Source organism: Helicobacter pylori (genome assembly GCF_001653455.1).
GTDB classification, from domain to species: Bacteria; Campylobacterota; Campylobacteria; order Campylobacterales; family Helicobacteraceae; genus Helicobacter; species Helicobacter pylori_A.
The window spans coordinates 31845-49475 of record NZ_CP011486.1 but is presented as its reverse complement, the minus strand read 5'-3'; the positions used below and the strand labels follow the sequence as shown (position 1 = coordinate 49475).

The 17631-nt window shown below is 39.5% G+C and carries 18 protein-coding genes and 1 pseudogene; 5 read left to right on the top strand and 14 right to left on the bottom strand.

Translation table 11 applies throughout. From position 1 onward, the window contains the following. Positions 1–25: 25 nt before the first annotated feature. The 5 genes and pseudogenes from AA977_RS00250 to AA977_RS08015 all read left to right on the top strand — a co-directional run. Positions 26–1018, top strand: a complete 993-nt coding sequence (locus AA977_RS00250) for an agmatine deiminase family protein (protein ID WP_064434126.1) — start codon at positions 26–28, stop codon at positions 1016–1018. Beyond that, positions 1015–3267, top strand: coding sequence for a carbamoyltransferase HypF (hypF, locus tag AA977_RS00245; protein WP_064434125.1), 2253 nt, complete (start codon positions 1015–1017; stop codon positions 3265–3267). The genes AA977_RS00250 and hypF overlap by 4 nt, the downstream gene beginning before the upstream one ends. An 11-nt stretch (positions 3268–3278) precedes the next feature. Continuing rightward, a complete protein-coding gene (gene hypE, locus AA977_RS00240; protein WP_064434124.1) occupies positions 3279–4277 on the top strand; it encodes a hydrogenase expression/formation protein HypE in 999 nt (332 codons plus the stop codon). 116 nt (positions 4278–4393) lie between these two features. Then, entirely contained in the window at positions 4394–4585 is a 192-nt protein-coding gene (locus AA977_RS00235) for a hypothetical protein (RefSeq protein WP_064434123.1), read from the top strand. 193 nt (positions 4586–4778) lie between these two features. Then, positions 4779–5000, top strand: a pseudogene (locus tag AA977_RS08015) (hypothetical protein); the annotation flags it as partial. 365 nt (positions 5001–5365) lie between these two features. Here the strand turns inward: AA977_RS08015 and AA977_RS00230 are convergent. The 14 genes from AA977_RS00230 to AA977_RS00165 all read right to left on the bottom strand — a co-directional run bounded on the left by AA977_RS00230 (position 5366) and on the right by AA977_RS00165 (position 17535). Next, on the bottom strand, positions 5366–6298 hold the full coding sequence (locus tag AA977_RS00230; RefSeq protein WP_001002514.1) for a GDP-L-fucose synthase family protein: 933 nt from the start codon (positions 6296–6298) through the stop codon (positions 5366–5368). After that, positions 6291–7436 (bottom strand): GDP-mannose 4,6-dehydratase, encoded by a 1146-nt coding sequence (gmd, locus tag AA977_RS00225; protein WP_064434122.1) that lies wholly within the window; start codon positions 7434–7436, stop codon positions 6291–6293. Before gmd ends, AA977_RS00230 begins: the two co-directional genes overlap by 8 nt. A gap of 18 nt (positions 7437–7454) precedes the next feature. Continuing rightward, positions 7455–8867, bottom strand: coding sequence for a mannose-1-phosphate guanylyltransferase/mannose-6-phosphate isomerase (locus AA977_RS00220; protein WP_064434121.1), 1413 nt, complete (start codon positions 8865–8867; stop codon positions 7455–7457). Positions 8868–8932: 65 nt separating this feature from the next. Continuing rightward, positions 8933–10075, bottom strand: coding sequence for a DNA type IV secretion system protein ComB10 (locus tag AA977_RS00215; protein WP_064434120.1), 1143 nt, complete (start codon positions 10073–10075; stop codon positions 8933–8935). Further along, complete coding sequence (locus AA977_RS00210) at positions 10068–11045, bottom strand: TrbG/VirB9 family P-type conjugative transfer protein (protein ID WP_064434119.1); 978 nt, start codon at positions 11043–11045, stop codon at positions 10068–10070. The genes AA977_RS00215 and AA977_RS00210 overlap by 8 nt, the downstream gene beginning before the upstream one ends. Further along, positions 11045–11788 (bottom strand): VirB8 family type IV secretion system protein, encoded by a 744-nt coding sequence (locus AA977_RS00205; RefSeq protein ID WP_064434118.1) that lies wholly within the window; start codon positions 11786–11788, stop codon positions 11045–11047. Before AA977_RS00205 ends, AA977_RS00210 begins: the two co-directional genes overlap by 1 nt. After that, positions 11785–11898 (bottom strand): hypothetical protein, encoded by a 114-nt coding sequence (locus AA977_RS00200; RefSeq protein WP_001217877.1) that lies wholly within the window; start codon positions 11896–11898, stop codon positions 11785–11787. The genes AA977_RS00205 and AA977_RS00200 overlap by 4 nt, the downstream gene beginning before the upstream one ends. A gap of 15 nt (positions 11899–11913) precedes the next feature. Next, positions 11914–12978 (bottom strand): type IV secretion system protein, encoded by a 1065-nt coding sequence (locus AA977_RS00195; RefSeq protein ID WP_064435164.1) that lies wholly within the window; start codon positions 12976–12978, stop codon positions 11914–11916. A 5-nt stretch (positions 12979–12983) separates the two neighbouring features. Beyond that, on the bottom strand, positions 12984–13979 hold the full coding sequence (locus AA977_RS00190) for a PDZ domain-containing protein (RefSeq protein WP_064434117.1): 996 nt from the start codon (positions 13977–13979) through the stop codon (positions 12984–12986). After that, a complete protein-coding gene (locus tag AA977_RS00185; RefSeq protein ID WP_000347932.1) occupies positions 13979–14272 on the bottom strand; it encodes a YbaB/EbfC family nucleoid-associated protein in 294 nt (97 codons plus the stop codon). The genes AA977_RS00190 and AA977_RS00185 overlap by 1 nt, the downstream gene beginning before the upstream one ends. A 10-nt stretch (positions 14273–14282) precedes the next feature. Then, positions 14283–14633, bottom strand: a complete 351-nt coding sequence (panD, locus tag AA977_RS00180; protein ID WP_064434116.1) for an aspartate 1-decarboxylase — start codon at positions 14631–14633, stop codon at positions 14283–14285. Further along, on the bottom strand, positions 14623–16845 hold the full coding sequence (locus tag AA977_RS00175) for an AAA family ATPase (RefSeq protein ID WP_064434115.1): 2223 nt from the start codon (positions 16843–16845) through the stop codon (positions 14623–14625). Before AA977_RS00175 ends, panD begins: the two co-directional genes overlap by 11 nt. Further along, positions 16845–17120 carry an ATP-dependent Clp protease adaptor ClpS gene (locus AA977_RS00170; RefSeq protein WP_033738812.1) on the bottom strand — a complete coding sequence of 92 codons (276 nt, stop codon included), beginning with the start codon at positions 17118–17120 and terminating at the stop codon, positions 16845–16847. Before AA977_RS00170 ends, AA977_RS00175 begins: the two co-directional genes overlap by 1 nt. Position 17121: 1 nt before the next feature. Beyond that, positions 17122–17535 carry a universal stress protein gene (locus AA977_RS00165; protein WP_001023012.1) on the bottom strand — a complete coding sequence of 138 codons (414 nt, stop codon included), beginning with the start codon at positions 17533–17535 and terminating at the stop codon, positions 17122–17124. Between the last annotated feature and the right edge of the window lie 96 nt (positions 17536–17631).

Sequence of the window (17631 nt, the reverse complement as noted above, 5' to 3'; positions counted from 1 at the left end):
CAATGATACCTTATTAGGATTTTTAATGAAAAGAATGTTAGCGGAGTTTGAAAAAATCCAAGCGGTTCTCATGGCGTTTCCCCATGAGTTTGGCGATTGGGCGTATTGCATTAAAGAAGCCAGAGAGAGCTTTTTAAACATCATTCAAACCATAGCCAAACATGCTAAAGTGTTAGTGTGCGTCCATACGAGCGATACTATCGGTTATGAGACGCTTAAAAACTTGCCCGGCGTGGAAATCGTAAGAATTGACACTAACGACACATGGGCTAGGGATTTTGGAGCGATCAGCATTGAAAATCATGGCGTTTTAGAATGCTTGAATTTTGGTTTTAATGGCTGGGGGTTGAAATACCCGTCTAATTTGGACAATTTGGTGAATTTCAAACTCAAAAGTTTAGGGCTTTTAAAACACCCTTTAAAAACGATGCCCTATGTTTTAGAGGGCGGGAGCATAGAGAGCGATGGGGCTGGGAGTATTTTAACCAACACCCAATGTTTGTTAGAAAAAAATCGTAACCCCCATTTGAATCAACATGCAATAGAAGAAATGCTTAAAAAGGAATTAGGGGCTAAACAAGTGTTATGGTATTCTCATGGCTATTTAAAAGGCGATGATACCGATAGCCACACCGACACGCTCGCTCGCTTTTTGGATAAAGACACCATTGTTTATAGCGCATGCGAGGACAAAAATGATGAACATTACAATGCTTTAAAAAAAATGCAAGAAGAATTAAAAACCTTTAAAAAACTTGATGGCACGCCTTATAAACTCATCCCCCTAGAAATCCCCAAAGCCATTTTTGATGAAAACCACCAACGCCTACCAGCAACTTACGTGAATTTTTTATTGTGCAATAACGCTCTCATCGTTCCCACTTACAACGACCCTAATGACGCGCTCATTTTAGAAACTTTCAAACAACACACGCCCCTAGAAGTAATAGGGATTGATTGCAACACCCTAATCAAACAGCATGGAAGCTTGCATTGTGTAACGATGCAACTTTATTGAATAAAATCACGCTTTTTGGCGTGGTTCAAGGCGTGGGCATGCGCCCTTTTATCTATACCCTAGCTCAAAAATTAGAGCTTGTAGGCTTTGTGCGTAACACTCAAGCGGCTTTAGAAATCGTCTTGCCCACTCAAAAAACAGAATCTTTTTTAAACGCTCTCAAAAAAGAGTTGCCCCCTTTAGCGTTGGTTGAAAAAATCATTATCAGCCCCTATGATAAGGCGTTAAATTTTAATGATTTTAGGATTTTAGAAAGCAAGAACCACCCTTTAAATTTGCTCAGTCAAATCCCTAAAGATTTAGGCGTGTGCGATGATTGCTTGCGTGAGATTAGAGACAAAAATTCCCCCTATTTTCATTACGCTTTCAATTCTTGCGCGAAATGCGGGGCAAGATACAGCCTTTTAAACGCCTTACCCTATGACAGAGAAAACTCTGCCTTAAAACCTTTCAAGCTCTGTGAATTTTGTGCATTTGTCTATAAAGACGCCACTAACAAACGATTCCATATCCAAGGCATAAGCTGCAAAAAGTGCGGCATTACGCTTAACTATAAGCAATTAAACGATGATGATGCGCTTTTAGAATGCGCTAAAGACATTCAAAAGGGTAAAATCATCGCTCTTAAAGGTTTGGGAGGCTTTGCTTTGGTGTGCGATGCGAGAAACTTTCAAACCATAGAAAGATTACGGCTTTTAAAAAACCGCCCCTTAAAGCCTTTTGCACTCATGTTTAAAGATTTAAACACAGCCAAACAGCATGCATTTTTGAATGAACTAGAATGCGAAAGCTTAAGATCCGCTAACGCCCCCATCCTTTTAGCGCACAAAAAACCTAATGCACAATTAGCCCCTAATATCGCCAAAAACTCCCCCTTTTATGGCATCATCTTGCCATATACCCCTTTGCATGCTTTATTATTGGATTTATTAAATTTCCCTATTGTATTCACGAGCGCGAATTGCAACTCCCTCCCTTTAGCGAGCGATGAAAAAGAGTTGGATCGTTTTCATTTTATTTTTGATTTTAAGCTCACGCACAATCGTGCCATCATTCACAGGATTGATGATAGTATCGCGCAATGCGTGGACAATACCATTCGCCCCATGCGTTTGGCTAGAGGGTTTGCCCCCCTTTACCTCACTCTCCCTAAACGCTCTCATAACGCGCCAACAAAGATTTTAGCGCTTGGAGCGGAGCAAAAAGGGCATTTTAGTTTGTTGGATAGCGAAACTTCCGTTCTTTTACTCTCGCCTTTTTGTGGGGATTTGAGCGTTTTAGAAAATGAAAAACATTTTAAAGAAACCCTAAATTTTTTCTTAAACGCTTACGATTTTAAACCCACGCTCTTAGCGTGCGATGAGCATAAAAACTACACCACCACTAAAATGGCTTGTGAATTTAATGCGCCTTTATTGCAAGTCCAGCACCACCATGCCCACTTTTTAGCGAGCATGCTGGATGCATTTTTGCAAGACCCAAGCTTAAACTATCCCTTTATAGGCATTGTCTGGGATGGGAGTGGGGCTTATGACAATAAGATTTATGGGGCGGAGTGTTTTGTGGGGGATTTTGAACGCATTGAAGAGATGGCCAGGTTTGAAGAATTTTTGCTTTTAGGGGGGCAAAAAGCGATTAAAGATCCTAAACGCTTGGTTTTAGAAATTTCTTTAAAACACCAACTCAACAAGCTTTTAAAACGCGTTCAAAAACATTTTAAAGAAGATGAAATAGAAATTTTTAAACAAATGCATGCCAAAAAAATTCAAAGCGTCGCCACCAATTCCATAGGCCGCTTGTTTGATATAGTGGCGTTTAGTTTAGGGGCAGTGGGAACGATTGGTTTTGAAGCCGAGAGCGGGCAGGTTTTAGAAAATTTAGCCTTACAGAGCGAAGAGAGCGCGTTTTATCCTTTTAAAATCAAAAACAGCGTGGTGGGTTTGGAAGAATTTTATCAAGCGCTTGAAAAGGATTTGGATATTTTAGAGCCTAAACACATCGCTAAGAAATTTTTTAACAGCTTAATAGAAATCATTACCGCTTTGATTGCGCCTTTTAAAGAACATATTGTGGTGTGCAGTGGGGGGGTGTTTTGCAACCAATTGTTGTGCGAACAATTAGCCAGACGATTCAAAACGCTTCAAAGGAAGTATTTTTTCCACAAACATTTCCCCCCTAACGATAGCAGTATTGCGGTCGGTCAAGCTTTAATGGCGTATTTTAACCCTACAATCATCAAAAAAGGATAAAAAGGATAAAAATGGATAGCGTAACTCTAGCATGCGGGAATGGCGGGAAAGAAACAAACGCCTTGATTGAGCGGGTTTTTATGCCCTATTTGAAAGAATTGATTAGCGCATTTGATGAAGACGCCCCTAAATTTGAAGCCAATGGGGAATATTGTGTGAGCACGGATAGTTTTGTCATCACGCCTTTAATTTTTAATGGAGGCGATATAGGCAAGCTTTGTGTTTGCGGGAGCGCGAATGATGTGAGCATGCAAGGGGGCGAACCTTTGTATTTGAATATCGGTTTTATTTTAGAAGAAGGCTTGGAAATCCTTCTTTTAAAACAAATCTTGCAATCCATGCAAAAAGAGTTGTTGAAAGCCAACCTAAAACTCCTCTCCCTAGACACTAAAGTCGTGCCAAAGGGGAGCGTGGATAAGCTTTTTATCAACACGACTTGTATTGGTAAAATCATCAAAACAGGGATTTCTTCGTGCCATTTAAAACAAGGGCAAGCCATTATCATAAGCGACACTATCGCCAATCATGGGGCAAGCCTGTTTGCGATGCGTAATGAAATCAAGCTTAAAACGAATCTAGAAAGCGATTGCCAACTGCTTTATCCTTTAGTAAAACCCTTATTTTTAAGCGATCTCAAAATTTATGCTTTAAGAGATGCGACTAGGGGCGGTTTAGCGAGCGTGTTGAACGAATGGGCGAACAGCTCCAAAGTGAAAATTATCATAGAAGAAGAAAAAATCCCCTTAAAAGAAGAAACTAAAGGGATTTGCGAGATTTTAGGGCTAGAACCTTATGCGTTAGCTAATGAGGGGGTGTTTGTTTTAGCGCTCAATCAAAAAGACGCCCCTAAAGCCTTAGAAATTTTAAAAAATAACGAACAAGCTAAAAACGCTTGCATTATCGGCGAAGTGCTTGAAAGCCCTTATCCTAGCGTGGTTTTAAAGAACGCATGGGGTTTTGAAAGGATCTTAGAAATGCCAGAAGGCGAGCTGTTGCCTAGGATTTGCTAACACGCTCATTTTTTAATCGTTTTAAGCCTGCCCTAAAAATGGTTTAGAGTCCGCTTAAGCTAAGTCTAAGTCTACTATACTCACTATTTGAGAAAACTTGCAACAAAAGGGTTTTAGTGGTGGGTATGGTAAAAAGAGCGAGCTTAATGCTGGCGATCGTTTTTGGGCTTGCTATGGTTTTGTTTGGGTATAATGGTAATGGTGTAGAAAAGATAAAAGAAACACCCTATGAAAAACCACCAGTAGAGATTGAAGTAACTTTTATGAACCATCTTTATCCTAACCGCACGAAAAACTCTGTTCTTTAGAGCGAGAAGATGCAAGCGCATAGCCGTTAGGCTATATTTAAACTAAAAGATAGCCAAATACCTCCAGTCTTTTTAGGGCAAGAAATGTCCATGCAGACTTTGAAGAGCAAAGCTTTTCATGTTAGTGTCCGTTGGTTAGCGTTTGTTGGGACGCTTTAGTTAGGAGGCCTCTTGCTTTAGAAAGGGGCAGTTTCACTGGATAGACATCATTTCCAATGTTGATAATATCACTATATTGAGTGCAAAAATCAATCGTGGGAATTGTTATAACAATGATGGATCTTATTATTTCGAGATCAATAAAACGCTAAGATTTGGTGATAGCCATAAATTTTATGTACTGCCATTTCGTTGCCCGCATATCAAAGAAGTTAGTATAGAGACAGATAAAGGGACTTGGGGTTTTTCAAAATAAAAACCAACTAACAATCTAAAACAGACACTACAATTTAAAAATTAAAGTCCAAACCAATAAGGGTCATAAAACCTTTCATTCCCCGTTATTGTCATAGCCCTTGGGGTTTATTTTTCATATAAAGCAAGCGATAAGGAGTCGCATAGAAAAAGCCCCCACTTTCCCCCACTCCCTAGCTCTTTATGAAAAATTAGGACGCCAACACGCCTTGTTTTTTGAAAACGCTTGAAATTGAAAGCAAAACGCACAAAAACCAAACCCTATAGCTAAAACTTGTTTAAAACGAATTTGCAATCATCATATCATAAAACGCTAGCTTAACGCCTAATAGTAAAGCGTTTTATAGCCTTATAAGAGCCTTGAATTTAAACCTCTAAAAGCTTCAAATAATACTCATACGCTTCTTTGATGCCTTGCTCTAAAGGGATTTCTAATTCCCATTTTAAAGCCTTTTGTTTGGAAATATCCATAAGCTTTTGCTGCATGCCCACTGGTTTAGACAAGTCTTTAACAAACACGCCCTTATAGTCTAAAACCTGAGCGACCATTTCATAATACTCTTCAATGCTATAATCCACGCCAGAGCCTACATTCATCACGCTAGGGATTTGAGCGATATTCTCATAAGCGAGAGCGATAAACCTAGCCAAATCTTTAGCGTTTAAATATTCTCTTCTAGCGGTCCCATCGCCCCACATCACAAAATTTTTTTCACCCTTTAATTTAGCGGTGTGCATCCTGGAAATAAGCCCTGGTATCATGTGCGCTATTTTTTCTTCAAATTTGTCAAACTCGCCATAAAGGTTGCAAGGCACTAAAGTTTTATAAAAAACGCCCTTTTCAGCGCTCACGTATTCGCAATACTTCATCACAGAGAGTTTGGCTAAAGCGTAGCCTTCATTGGTTGGCTCTAAAGAGCCGTTCAATAAATCGCTCTCTTTTAAAGGGTTAGGGGCGAATTTAGGATAAGCGCAAGAGCTCGCCAAATTGATGGCTTTTTTGATACCCAAATCCAAAGCGCTAGAAAAAAGATACAAGCCCATGAGCAAGTTTTCAACCATGTAAGTTGAAAGATCGTTCATGTTAGCCACAATGCCCCCCACTCTCCCGGCGCAATGGATAATGCCTGTAGGCTTGTATTCTTTCAAATAAGCTTGAACGCTGTCTTTATCCAATAAATACAATTCGCTTTTTTTAGGGGTGAGTAAAGTGATATTAGGCTTATTTTTTTTAAAATACAACGCCGTGTTTTGCCCCACCATGCCATAAGCACCGGTGATTAAAATAATCTCATTCATAAAAATTCCTTAAAATATAGCCCCCCTCTTGCAAGTAAAGGTTTTTCTGGCATTCGTTTAAATCGTATTCTAACATGTCCTTGACTAACTCTTTTAAATCGTATTCTCTCACCCAGCCTAGCTCTTTTTCAGCCTTCGTGGGATCGCCTAAAAGCAAATCCACTTCAGTAGGCCTAAAATAGCGCTCATCTATACGCACCACGATTTTGCCTGTTTTTAAATGGCTTAAGTTTAGATTTAAAGCGCTCGCTCTTTTTTCATCAATGCTTTCAATCAAACCAATTTCTTTAATCCCTGTATTTTGAAATTCTAAATTGATACCGATAAATTCAAAACTCATTTTCACAAAATCGCGCACGCTTGTAGTCTTTCCTGTAGCGATCACATAGTCTTGCGGAGTGGGCGCTTGGAGCATTAAATGCATCATTTTCACATAATCTTTAGCATGCCCCCAGTCTCTTTTAGCGTCTAAATTCCCTAAATACAAACAATCCGTTAAGTTATACGCTATCGCGCTTGCGGCTCGGGTGATTTTACGAGTGACAAAAGTTTCACCCCTTACTTTACTCTCATGATTAAAAAGAATGCCATTAACCGCAAACAAGTTATAGGCCTCTCTGTAATTTTTAGTGATGTAAAAAGCATACATTTTAGCGACCGCATAGGGGCTTCGTGGGTTAAAGGGGGTGTTTTCATTTTGCGGGGTTTCTAAGACTTCGCCATACAATTCGCTCGTGCTGGCTTGATAGAATCGTGTTTTATTCTCTAGCCCTAAAATCCGCATGGCCTCTAAAATCCTTAGCGTGCCAATACCATCAGCGTTAGCGGTGTATTCTGGGGTTTCAAAAGAGACTTTCACATGGCTTTGAGCGGCTAAATTATAGATCTCTGTGGGCTTTGTGGTAGCGATCAAATGGATAAGATTAGAGCTGTCCGTCATATCCCCATAGTGCAAGAAAAAACGCCTTTTGTGTTCGCTGTGCAAATCTTCATACAAATGATCGATCCTAGAAGTGTTGATGCTAGAAGAACGCCTTTTTAGACCATGCACTTCATAGCCTAAATTCAGCAAGTATTCAGCCAGATAGCTCCCGTCTTGCCCGGTAACCCCAGTGATTAAAGCGATTTTTTCTTTCATGATTGTCCTTATTGTCCTTTATTTCGTTGGATTTTGTCTGTTAAAATCATCATCAACCCTTACAATATCGTCTTCACCGACATACTCGCCCACTTGGACTTCTATGATGATTAAAGGGATTTTGCCATAATTAGCCAGGCGGTGTAAGGTGTTTTTAGGGATATAAGTGGATTCATTGGCTTGCAATTCAAACGACTGGTGGGCTAATTCCACGCTCGCCATCCCGCTAATCACCACCCAGTGTTCGCTCCTGTGGAAATGCTTTTGCAAAGAAAGCCTAGCGTTTGGCTTGACTTCTAAAATCTTAACCTTGTAGCAACCACTCTCATGCAAAACCTCATAACTCCCCCAAGGTCGATACACTTTAGTGTGCGTTTGCAACAACTCCTGGTTGTGCGTTTCTATCTCGCCCACTAAAGCTTTTAAATCCTTAGCCTTGTCTTTATGAGCGACTAAAAGAGCGTCTTTAGTGTCAATGATCGCTAGATTTTCAACCCCCAAAAGCGCGCTGACTTTATGAGAAAAGATTAAATTATTATCGCTTTCTTTGGCAAAGATGGGCGTTTGATTCAAGCTGACATTTTCTTTAGATCCGTTAGCCGTTTCTTCAAAAAGAGCGTTAAAATTCCCTAAATCGCTCCATTTGGCGTTCAATTCTACCATTTTGATTTTATGGCTTTGTTGCATTAAGGCTATATCAACGCTCACATCTTCTAAATCTTGCATGCTCTTTTCGCTCAAGCGTGCGATCGTTTTTCCAAAAAAATGCGTGTTTTCTAATAATCCAAACGCTCTTTCGCACCCCTTTAAAATAGTAGGGGCATGTTTTTTCAATTCCTCTAAAAAAACGCCCGCTTGGAAAACAAACATGCCGCTATTGAAATAAAACCCCCCACTTTGTTGGAACTCTATCGCTTTTTCTAAGCTTGGCTTTTCAATGAATCGTTTGACATCTAAAGCGTTAGGGCTTTCAATATACCCAAACTCCGTGTTAGGCTTTTCAATGCTCACGCCAAAAGTAACTAAAAAGCCTTTTTGGGCTAAACCAATCGCTTTTTGCATCGCATTTTCATACGCTTGAAGGTCTTTAATCAAATGATCGCTTGGCGTAACGATGAGTAAATCCTCTCTATCGCTCATTAAAGCGCTCAAAGCAATGGCGTTAGCAGTGTTTTTACTCAAACTCTCCAATAAAAAACCCACGCTTTTATTGTGGATTTCGCCCTCTATTTCTTCTAGGGCTAAAAAATAATGCTTTTCATTGCACACGATCAGCGTTTCATCTACTAAGGGAGCGTTTCTTTTAAAACTCAACTCAAACAAGCTTTTATGGTCAAAAAGCTTTAAAAATTGCTTAGGGTATAGGCTACGGCTCAAAGGCCATAGGCGTTTACCGCTCCCCCCACTCAGTAAGATATTTTTAATTTTCATGGGCTTTCTTGTTGCGCTCTCTTTTGTTTTTAGGGTTATTATAGCGTTTTTAACACAGCATTTAATCACTCCAAAAATTCAGCGATGACTTCATTGTCTCTGGGTATAGGGAAGAAAATGTCAGTATTAGGCGAAATGAATACCCTGCTCCCCTCTCTAATGATGACAATGGGGGCGATTTTGCTCTTGTCTCTTAAAATTTGATTGACCACTTGGTTGATCCCCATACCGCTTTGCCTCATCAATTGCATTAAAAGATAATCCCCAAAAAAATTAGTCGCCTCTTCTTTATTGCCTCTGTTGTTTAAAGCCGAAGTGATCCCAATCAATAAGCCGTTAGTGAGCGTAGAAAGTAATAAAGGCACGCCATAGCGTTGGAAATTCCTTTCAATCAATTCCCCCACCAAGCCGTTATAGCCTTTAATGTCCGCCCCTTTAGCGTTAGTGAGCATGATATTGATGCCATGGGGGGTGATGATCCTACTCCATACAATATCCAAGCGGTATTCGCCCATTTTGTTATTGTTGCTGTAATAGCCTATGACTTTAGAGCCTTTAGGGATTAAAACAGCCTTTCCCATGTGAGCAAAAATATCGCTCTCCACTTGCGCGATGACTTTACCAGCAATCTGGCTAGAAATAGGCGTGATCAAAAATGCAGGTATCATTTTATCCGCTGTAATGGTGCGCAGGAGTTTGTTTTCATTGGTGGCGATGTCTTTTTCTTTAAGGTTAGTAAAGCCATCGATCCCTTTAGGGTTATCCACCGGGAAAATCAAGTTTTCTTCGTAATTTTTAGGGTTTTGTTTGAAAGGGGTGATGCGAGAGGCTAATAAATCTAATTGTTTTAGGGAAAAGTCTTTTTTAGGGGGGGCTGTGTTTGCTTTTGGTTCTATGGGAGGGTTGGTAAGTTCTTTAGTTTCTTCTTTAGGAAAGTTTATTTCTTTGGAATTTAGGGCTTTTAAAGCGGCTCTTAGCTGTTCTTGTAAGGCTTTTATAGTGGCGTCTTTGGAGTTTTCTGTGGGGGTTGGTTGAAAGCTTGGAGTGAAAGTGTAATCCTGTAAGGGGTATTTCACCTCATCGTCATTTAAAAGAGCGGGTGGGTTGTTTAAGGGGGCTTTTGGCTTTTGGTGGTAGATTAAAGAAATTGTTGTAATCGTTACAAAACCCCCTGCAACAATCAGCACCCCTTTGAGCCATTTATTCATCTCTACCCTTTGTTATCAAACGGATGCACAAATAGTCCTTACCTAGCCTTAAAGTCCATTTAGGCGAAACGTCTTCAGCGATAATGTAATCGCCCACAATCCTTGTATTCACTGGGTTATCATAGCCATCAACGACCTTATAAATCACCGGGAATTTAGAGAGCGCTAATCTTTTGTCAAATTTGAAATAAGTGAATTGTTTGTCGTTAAAAATTTCTTTAGGCATTAAGGAGAGTTTGGATTTTTTAGAGCATAGCCACAAACAATACCATTTCCTTTGGGAGCTTTTTAAAGCTTTATAGTTTTTTTGAATGTCTTTTTTAACGATTTTCATCGCATTGGTGTTATCGCCAATAGTTATGGCCTCTTCTTCTTTTTCTTTGGTTTCTTCTGTGGCTTTGGTTTCTTTTAAGGGCTTGTTAGCGTTTTCAAGGGTGTTTTCAGTAACATTTTCAGTTGTATTTTCTTTTTTAGGCTTCATGAAAGCGTTAGAATAATAATTCTTATCTTCTATAAAAACCTGCAAATTAGGGTGTTTGGAGCTAGTGAAAGTCGTAGAAAACACATAGAAAGAAAAAATCTTACCCTCACTATCAATCACGCTGATATTAGAATCCACGCCAATTTGCAAAGGTTTGATGAGCAAAATGTGATCATTGCTTTCTAAGATTTTTGCATCAAAGCCCACCTTATCCCCTAAAACAAAATCGCTAATGGGTTTTGAAAAAAACAATAAAGTCGCCATCGCATAGCGCAAGCGGATCTTATAAGTTTGCCCTTGAAAGTAATCGATGTTCAAAGTGTTGGACATTGTTGAGCGGTTTTTATTGAAAAAACTCCCTTGAATGGCGTTTAAATCCTGCATGGGGTGGTTTAAATTCGTGGGGGCTTTTTCGCTAAATTCTTCTAAAAAATCATCGGCCTTTAAAGCGCTAAAAACGAACGCAAGAATGAATAAAAATCTTTGCATCAATCGCTCTTGTTTCTGGGTGCAATTTCAGTGATGCTATAGCGGATAACCTTAAAGCCGGTAGGGTTTTTAGGCATGGAAGCGTAATCAAAATCCGGAGCGTCAAAAACATAACTCATCACGATTTTATAACGCTTTTCATACACTAATCTGTTTTCATTCAAGAGTTTGGCGGCAATGGACACGCTTGCAATGGGGTTATTATCTTGCTGATAAATCGCAATATTGACGATATGAACCTCTCTTTCCAAATGGCTTTGCGCGTAAATGCTGTTATTGGTTTTAATCACATCTTCAAAACGCTGCCACACTTTAGCATTGCTTTGCAAGCGCACCAGTTCATAGCGCGACTTATCGTCAATGCGATTAATGCTCTCTCGGTTTAACACATACGCCCCAATGAGCGATCGGGCTAAAGCTTCATTACTAGAAATGCTTTTATCCGCTCTTTGGATAATGGCGTAATGCTTGTCTTGATTTAAAAAATCCACGAAATGGTGTTCGGTTTTTTGTAAGGGTAGGAGGCTGATTAACACGATCGCTAAAACAAAAACGATAAAACTCATCAAGCCTAAGAGCTTGTAAGCGATTTTCAAACGATTCCTCTCCAGCCTAAACACGCTTTGCATGTCCAAATCACTCACTGAAAAACTAGAGAGCTTGTTTTCTAAATGCTTTTCTTGCTGGCTTAAAAGCTCTTCTAAAAAGACTAACTGCTCGCTGTTGAAAGGCTTTTCTTTCATGCAAGGTTTAACCTGTTTTCATACAAGGTGCAAGGGCTTTTTTTCATTTCATGCACCTTGCTCGTGCAACCAAACAACACAAGTCCCATAATAACAAAAAAAATTCTCATTAAATTCCTATTTATTTAAATTTCGTTTTTTGTATTTATTGTATCCTTTTTAACCTTTTTTTGCTTGAAATTTGGAATTTTTACATCTAATTGGGTAGTTTCTACCTTGAATGTGGGGGAATGCGTTTCCTTTTCTTTAGAGACGCTTTCGCTTGCAAAAGCAGAAGCGCTAGAGGGAGTGGTAGTAACAGGTGGGGTAGTAATGTATTGTAAGGAAGCCAAAGCGCTTTGGCTGAGGTTAGCGCTCAAATTTGTAGCGAGTTTGTAAGTTTCTTTAAGGCTATTTTGCACCCTAAACAAAGCGTTGATGAAAAAAGGCACGCCTATGATAAAAACGCAACACAAAAATAACGCTACCACCAATAAAAGGCTCAATTCTTGTTGTTCTTGCATATGAGCGTTGATTAAGGCTTTAGTAACCGATACGTTCAAAAACCCAACCAACAATAAAAAAGGCTTGTAAAACCCAAGGGCTAGGCATTTTTTAAGGCATGCAAACACGACGCTCCTCCAGGTTTTAAAAAACCCAAACGCTAAAAACAGCGCCCCTAAAGAGCACCACACATGCACTTCCAAATACACTAAAATAATGATCGCAAACAGCACGCTCAAAAAAAGCGCTTGCAAAACGCTTAAAAAAAGCCACACAGATATTTCATTATGGTTCAAATCGCTGATAAAACTAAGGGCATAAAACCCATGATTGAAGATAAAATCCAATGAAAGCGTGTGGTTGGAAAAGTTACTCAAGCTTTGAGAAAGGGCATGGGTGAGCATGTTGGGCAAAATAAAAATTGCGTTTTGAAAAAATTCATAAAAATGCGAAGGGTTTTTTAAAGCGTAGTTAAAAAGTGCAAAAAACCCCACAAACCATAACGCTTCTAAAATCGCGCTAGCGCTGAAAAAATTCTGCTCTTTCAAACTTTTATAAGCAAAGAGCATGAACGCCAAAGCGACCGTGCTATTGAACACGAATTGCGCATGCAAAGTGTAGAGGAAAAATTCAGCAAAACGCCCTAAAATCGCCGTGAGCGGTGTGATAAACCAAGAAAGAATGATTTCATAAGCGTCATGTTTCATCAATTTCAACGGATTTTAATGTAAAATTCAAAGCCTTTACGCCACACCAACAATTCAATTTTAGGCGCGCTCAACGCTTCTCTTAAAGCCTTCGGGTTGAAAGCCACATCCTTACGATTCACCCATAAAATCCTATCCCCAAGCTTTAAAAAATCCAAGCCTTTGGGTAAATGACTGCCTATTTTAGTGATGATAAAACGCTCGTCTAAAGCGATATGATAGCGTTCTAAAAAAGTGTCTTTGAGTAAAAACCCCCCATAACGCTTATTGACTTTAAGCGTTACTTCTTTGATTTTATGGTTTCGTTTGATTTTCACTTTTGCAAAGCTTTGGTATTTCAAATTGCTCACCACCCATTCAAACTCCGCTAACGAATGGATCTTATGATCATTAATCGCTAGGATTTCATCGTTTTTTAAAAAAGGGTTTTTAGGGAAAAAGGGATCAAATTGCACCACCACCAAACGCTTATTTTTATCCTCTATACGCACCCCAATATCCCCATAATAAGGCTCTTGTTGGCTTAAAAAGCGCTTGATGAATTTTGTTTCTATAAAACCATTCCCCCCCACTCCTAGCCCTAACATTTGATAGCAAATATTGCTAATAACGCCATTTTTTTGAACCTCTTGTGCAATACGAGCGTAGCGGTCATAGCCTTTTTGTAAAGAGAGTAATCGTGCTTCTGTAGCTTGATTTTCCCCCACGCTAGCCATAGGCCTTGTAAGGGCATCTTTATCCAAGTCCCTTAAAGTATAAGCGTAAGCGCTTGGCGCGCTTTGCAACAAATACAACCCGATGAAAGGATCGGATTTGATGACTTTGGCATGTTTAGGGTAGGTTTTAGAATAATATAAATACACGCCTTTAGGCAACTCTTTTAAAGCCACACCCCCTTTTTGAAGGCTGGCTTTTTGAAAAAACGCCTGACAATGCTTGAAATCATAAGCCCCTAAGCCATTCACAAAAAACACTAGAACGATAAGGGCTTTGTGAAACATCACAACTTGGTAAAATTCCCCAACATTTTAAAGGCTAAGTTTTTTCTATTTTCGTCCACATTTTTATACCCGTCATTCAAAGCGCTCATCAAATAGATTTGCATCGCTTCTTTATCTTCTAACAGGCTGTCATCAATTTGCAAATCCACCAACTCCCCCACCCCATTAAAACTCACGCTCACCATTCCCCCACCGCTTTTGGAAGTGTAAATCGTTTCTTTATTTTGTTCTTCTAGTTGAGAAAATTCTTTTTTCACGCCGTCTAATAACCCGCTCAATTGACTAAAATCCATATCCAACCTTTTATTTTTCTAAAATTTCATTTTTTTCATTGACCAACACAATGCGCGGCTTGTGTGCATTCATTTCCTCTTCATTCATGCTCGCATAAGCTAAAATGATCACCACATCGCCTATGGCCACTTTTCTCGCTGCTGCACCATTAACGCAAATTTCACCCCTTTTTTTCCCTAAAATCACATAGGTGCTGAAGCGTTCGCCGTTATTAATATTGACGATTTCCACTTTCATGCCCTCTCTAAGTTTAGCGAGCTTGGCTAAATTTTCATCTATGGTGATCGAGCCCACATAGTTGAGGTTAGCGTCCGTGATAGTCGCTCTGTGGATTTTGCTATAAAGCATTTCAAAAGTCATTTTCTTTCACCTTTTGCATGCGCTTGATTTCTTTCAAAACCAATTGATTGTTTTCTAATAAGCAAGCGATCTTGCAAGGTTTTTTAAACGATTGCAAGAGCAGCATGTCGCTTAATGGGGTTTTGATTTCATTGTGGATGATTTTTTTAATTTCTCTCGCTCCCAAAGTCGTTTGGTAGCTCTTTTGCGCGATAAATTTCACCACTTCTTTATGGAAGTTTAAAGTTATATCTTGCTCCAACACTAGGGCTTTGAGTTTGTCTAATTCCACCCAAACAATGCGTTCAAAATCCTCCAAATTCAACGCTCTAAAAGGCACAATCGCATCAATTCTGGAGCGTAACTCAGGGGTTAAAAGCTCTTTAATGGCTCTATCATACTTGGTGTTTTTAGCGCTAAAAAACCCTAGTGCATCCTTATCCCTACTCCCCACATTTGAAGTCATGATCAAAATCACATGCTTAAAACTCGCCTTGTTGCCTAGATTGTCGCTCAAAGTGGCGTTATCCATCACTTGCAACAACAAATCATACACATTAGAATGGGCCTTTTCTATCTCATCTAAAAGCAACAAACAATGCGGGTGTTTTTTGATCGCATTCACCAATAACCCCCCTTGTTCAAACCCCACATAACCGCTAGGGCTACCGATAAGCTTTGCCACGCTATGGGCTTCTTTGTATTCGCTCATGTCAAAGCGTTCAAAATGCAAATCCAAATTCAAGGCCAATTCTTTAGCCAACTCTGTTTTCCCCACCCCACTAGGCCCCACGAATAAAAAGCTCCCCACAGGCTTATTTTTAGAAGAAAGCCCGCAATACTGGATTTTAATTACATTGCTGATGAGATTAATCGCTTCTGTTTGGGCAAAAATCTTATTTTTTAGCGATTTTTCCAAGTTTCTCAAAAGGGCTTTTTTATCGCCGCTCAAACGCATTTTAGGGATTTTAAGTTTTAGAGCGAGCGTTTCTTGCACATCATCAACGCTGATTTTTTTACCTTTTTTGGGGTTGATCTTTTTCCTTGATCCCACCTCATCTAATAATTCAATCGCTTTATCCGGCAAGAATTTATCATGCATGTAATAACTCGTTAAATCCACGCATGCCTTAAACACGCTTTCATCATAACGCACTTGGTGGTGCTCTTCATAAAGGGGGGCGATCTTTTTTAAAATCAAGTAACACGCTTCTTTAGAAGGCTCTTCAACATTCACTATAGAAAAACGCCTATTGAAAGCCTTGTCTTTTTCAAACACGCTGCGGTATTCTTCAAAAGTGGTCGCTCCCAAACATTTCAAGCTCCCATCGGTTAAGAGCGGTTTTAGCATGTTCGCCGCATCCAAGCTCCCGGCGTTACTGCTCCCTGCACCTAAAAGGGTGTGGATTTCATCAATGAATAAAATGATACGGCCGTTTTGTTGGATCTCTTTGATCGTTTTTTTCAAGCGTTTTTCAAAATCCCCTCTGTATTTCGCCCCAGCCACCATTAAGGCTAAATCTAAAGAATAGACTTCATAATCTTGCAAAAACTCCGGCACTTCTTTGTGGGCGATTTTTAAAGCCAAAGCTTCAGCGATGGAGGTTTTGCCTACTCCTGCTTCGCCAATTAAAAGCGAGTTATTTTTTTTGCGCCGCCCTAAAATTTCTATGACCCTTAAAATCTCTTCTTCCCTCCCAATGACCGGATCTAAAGCGTTATCTTGGGCTAAAGCGCTCAAATTTTTAGCGTATTTTTTTAGAGCGTTATTTTTGGGTGCTTCTTCAGCTTCATTAAGAACGGGATCCGTAAAATGATCCAATTCCAATAAAGCAGACTTGAAATACGAACGAGTGATACCAAAACTATCCATGAGTTTTGAAGCGTAACAATCGGTGTGTTCTAGCATGAAAATCAGCAATTCTTCCACGCCCACGCTCTCTAAATAACTCGCATGCATTTTTTTAAACACCCTTGATAGCACAAAACTCCTGTCCGGTATTTTGGCTGGATCGTTCTTTAAAGGGATATATTGCAACAAGTAGTCTTTAAGGATTTCCCTCATTTTATGGTAGTCATCTTCTTCTAAAGTGTTAAAAATCCTTGCCCCACACTCATGCTCTAAGACGGCTAATAACACATGCTCTGTGGTGCAAAGGGCATGGTTAAAATCTAGGGCTAAATCTAAAGCTTGAGCCAACACGCCATTCAAATCTTTATTGAATTTATCCATCATCTTATCTCTTCTACCAATAATCTTAAAGGGAAATTTAACGCTCTAGCCTTGTCTTTCACGCATGCTGCCCTATACCTGGCAATATCATAAGGATAGACGCCACAAACCCCCTCGCCATCACGATGGATATTTAGCATGAGTTCTTGAGCCTCCTTCAAAGGCTTGTCAAAAAAATCCCTTAAAGCAGAGATCACAAATTCCGCTGTCGTGATAGAGTCATTGAGCATGATCACTTGCGACATGGTGGGGGTGGGTATTTTATAGATTTTCATGTTATTTAGCGATCACTACAGGGATACTGGACTGCTCAACCAAGCTATTTTGGTGTGAAATGAACAAACGATACAACAAATTAGATTCGCTCGCCCCGATCAACAACAAATCATAATCTTTTGCCATATCCAAGACCACATCAATCAAATCACCGCTTTTTAGAACGCTCTCGCATTCTATATTTTCCTTTTTGAAAGCCTCTTCAAATTGTTTTAACAAAGCCTTAGCTTTTTCTTCTTCTAAGGCTTCTGTTTGGCCATAATCCATCATCCCGCTTTCGCTATAAATAAACACTTCCATGCTCACATGCAATAGGGTAAAACGAACCTCTTTAAGCGAATGGGCTAATTTGACAGCGAATTTAATAGCGTTATAACATTCTTGCGTGTCGCTAATTCCAAATAAAATATTCATAAGACCAACCTTACATGTGAAGTTTTAACATTATAGCAAATAACCGCATTAAAATTACCATTAACGATTAATAATAGCATTAGATTGGTTAGAATT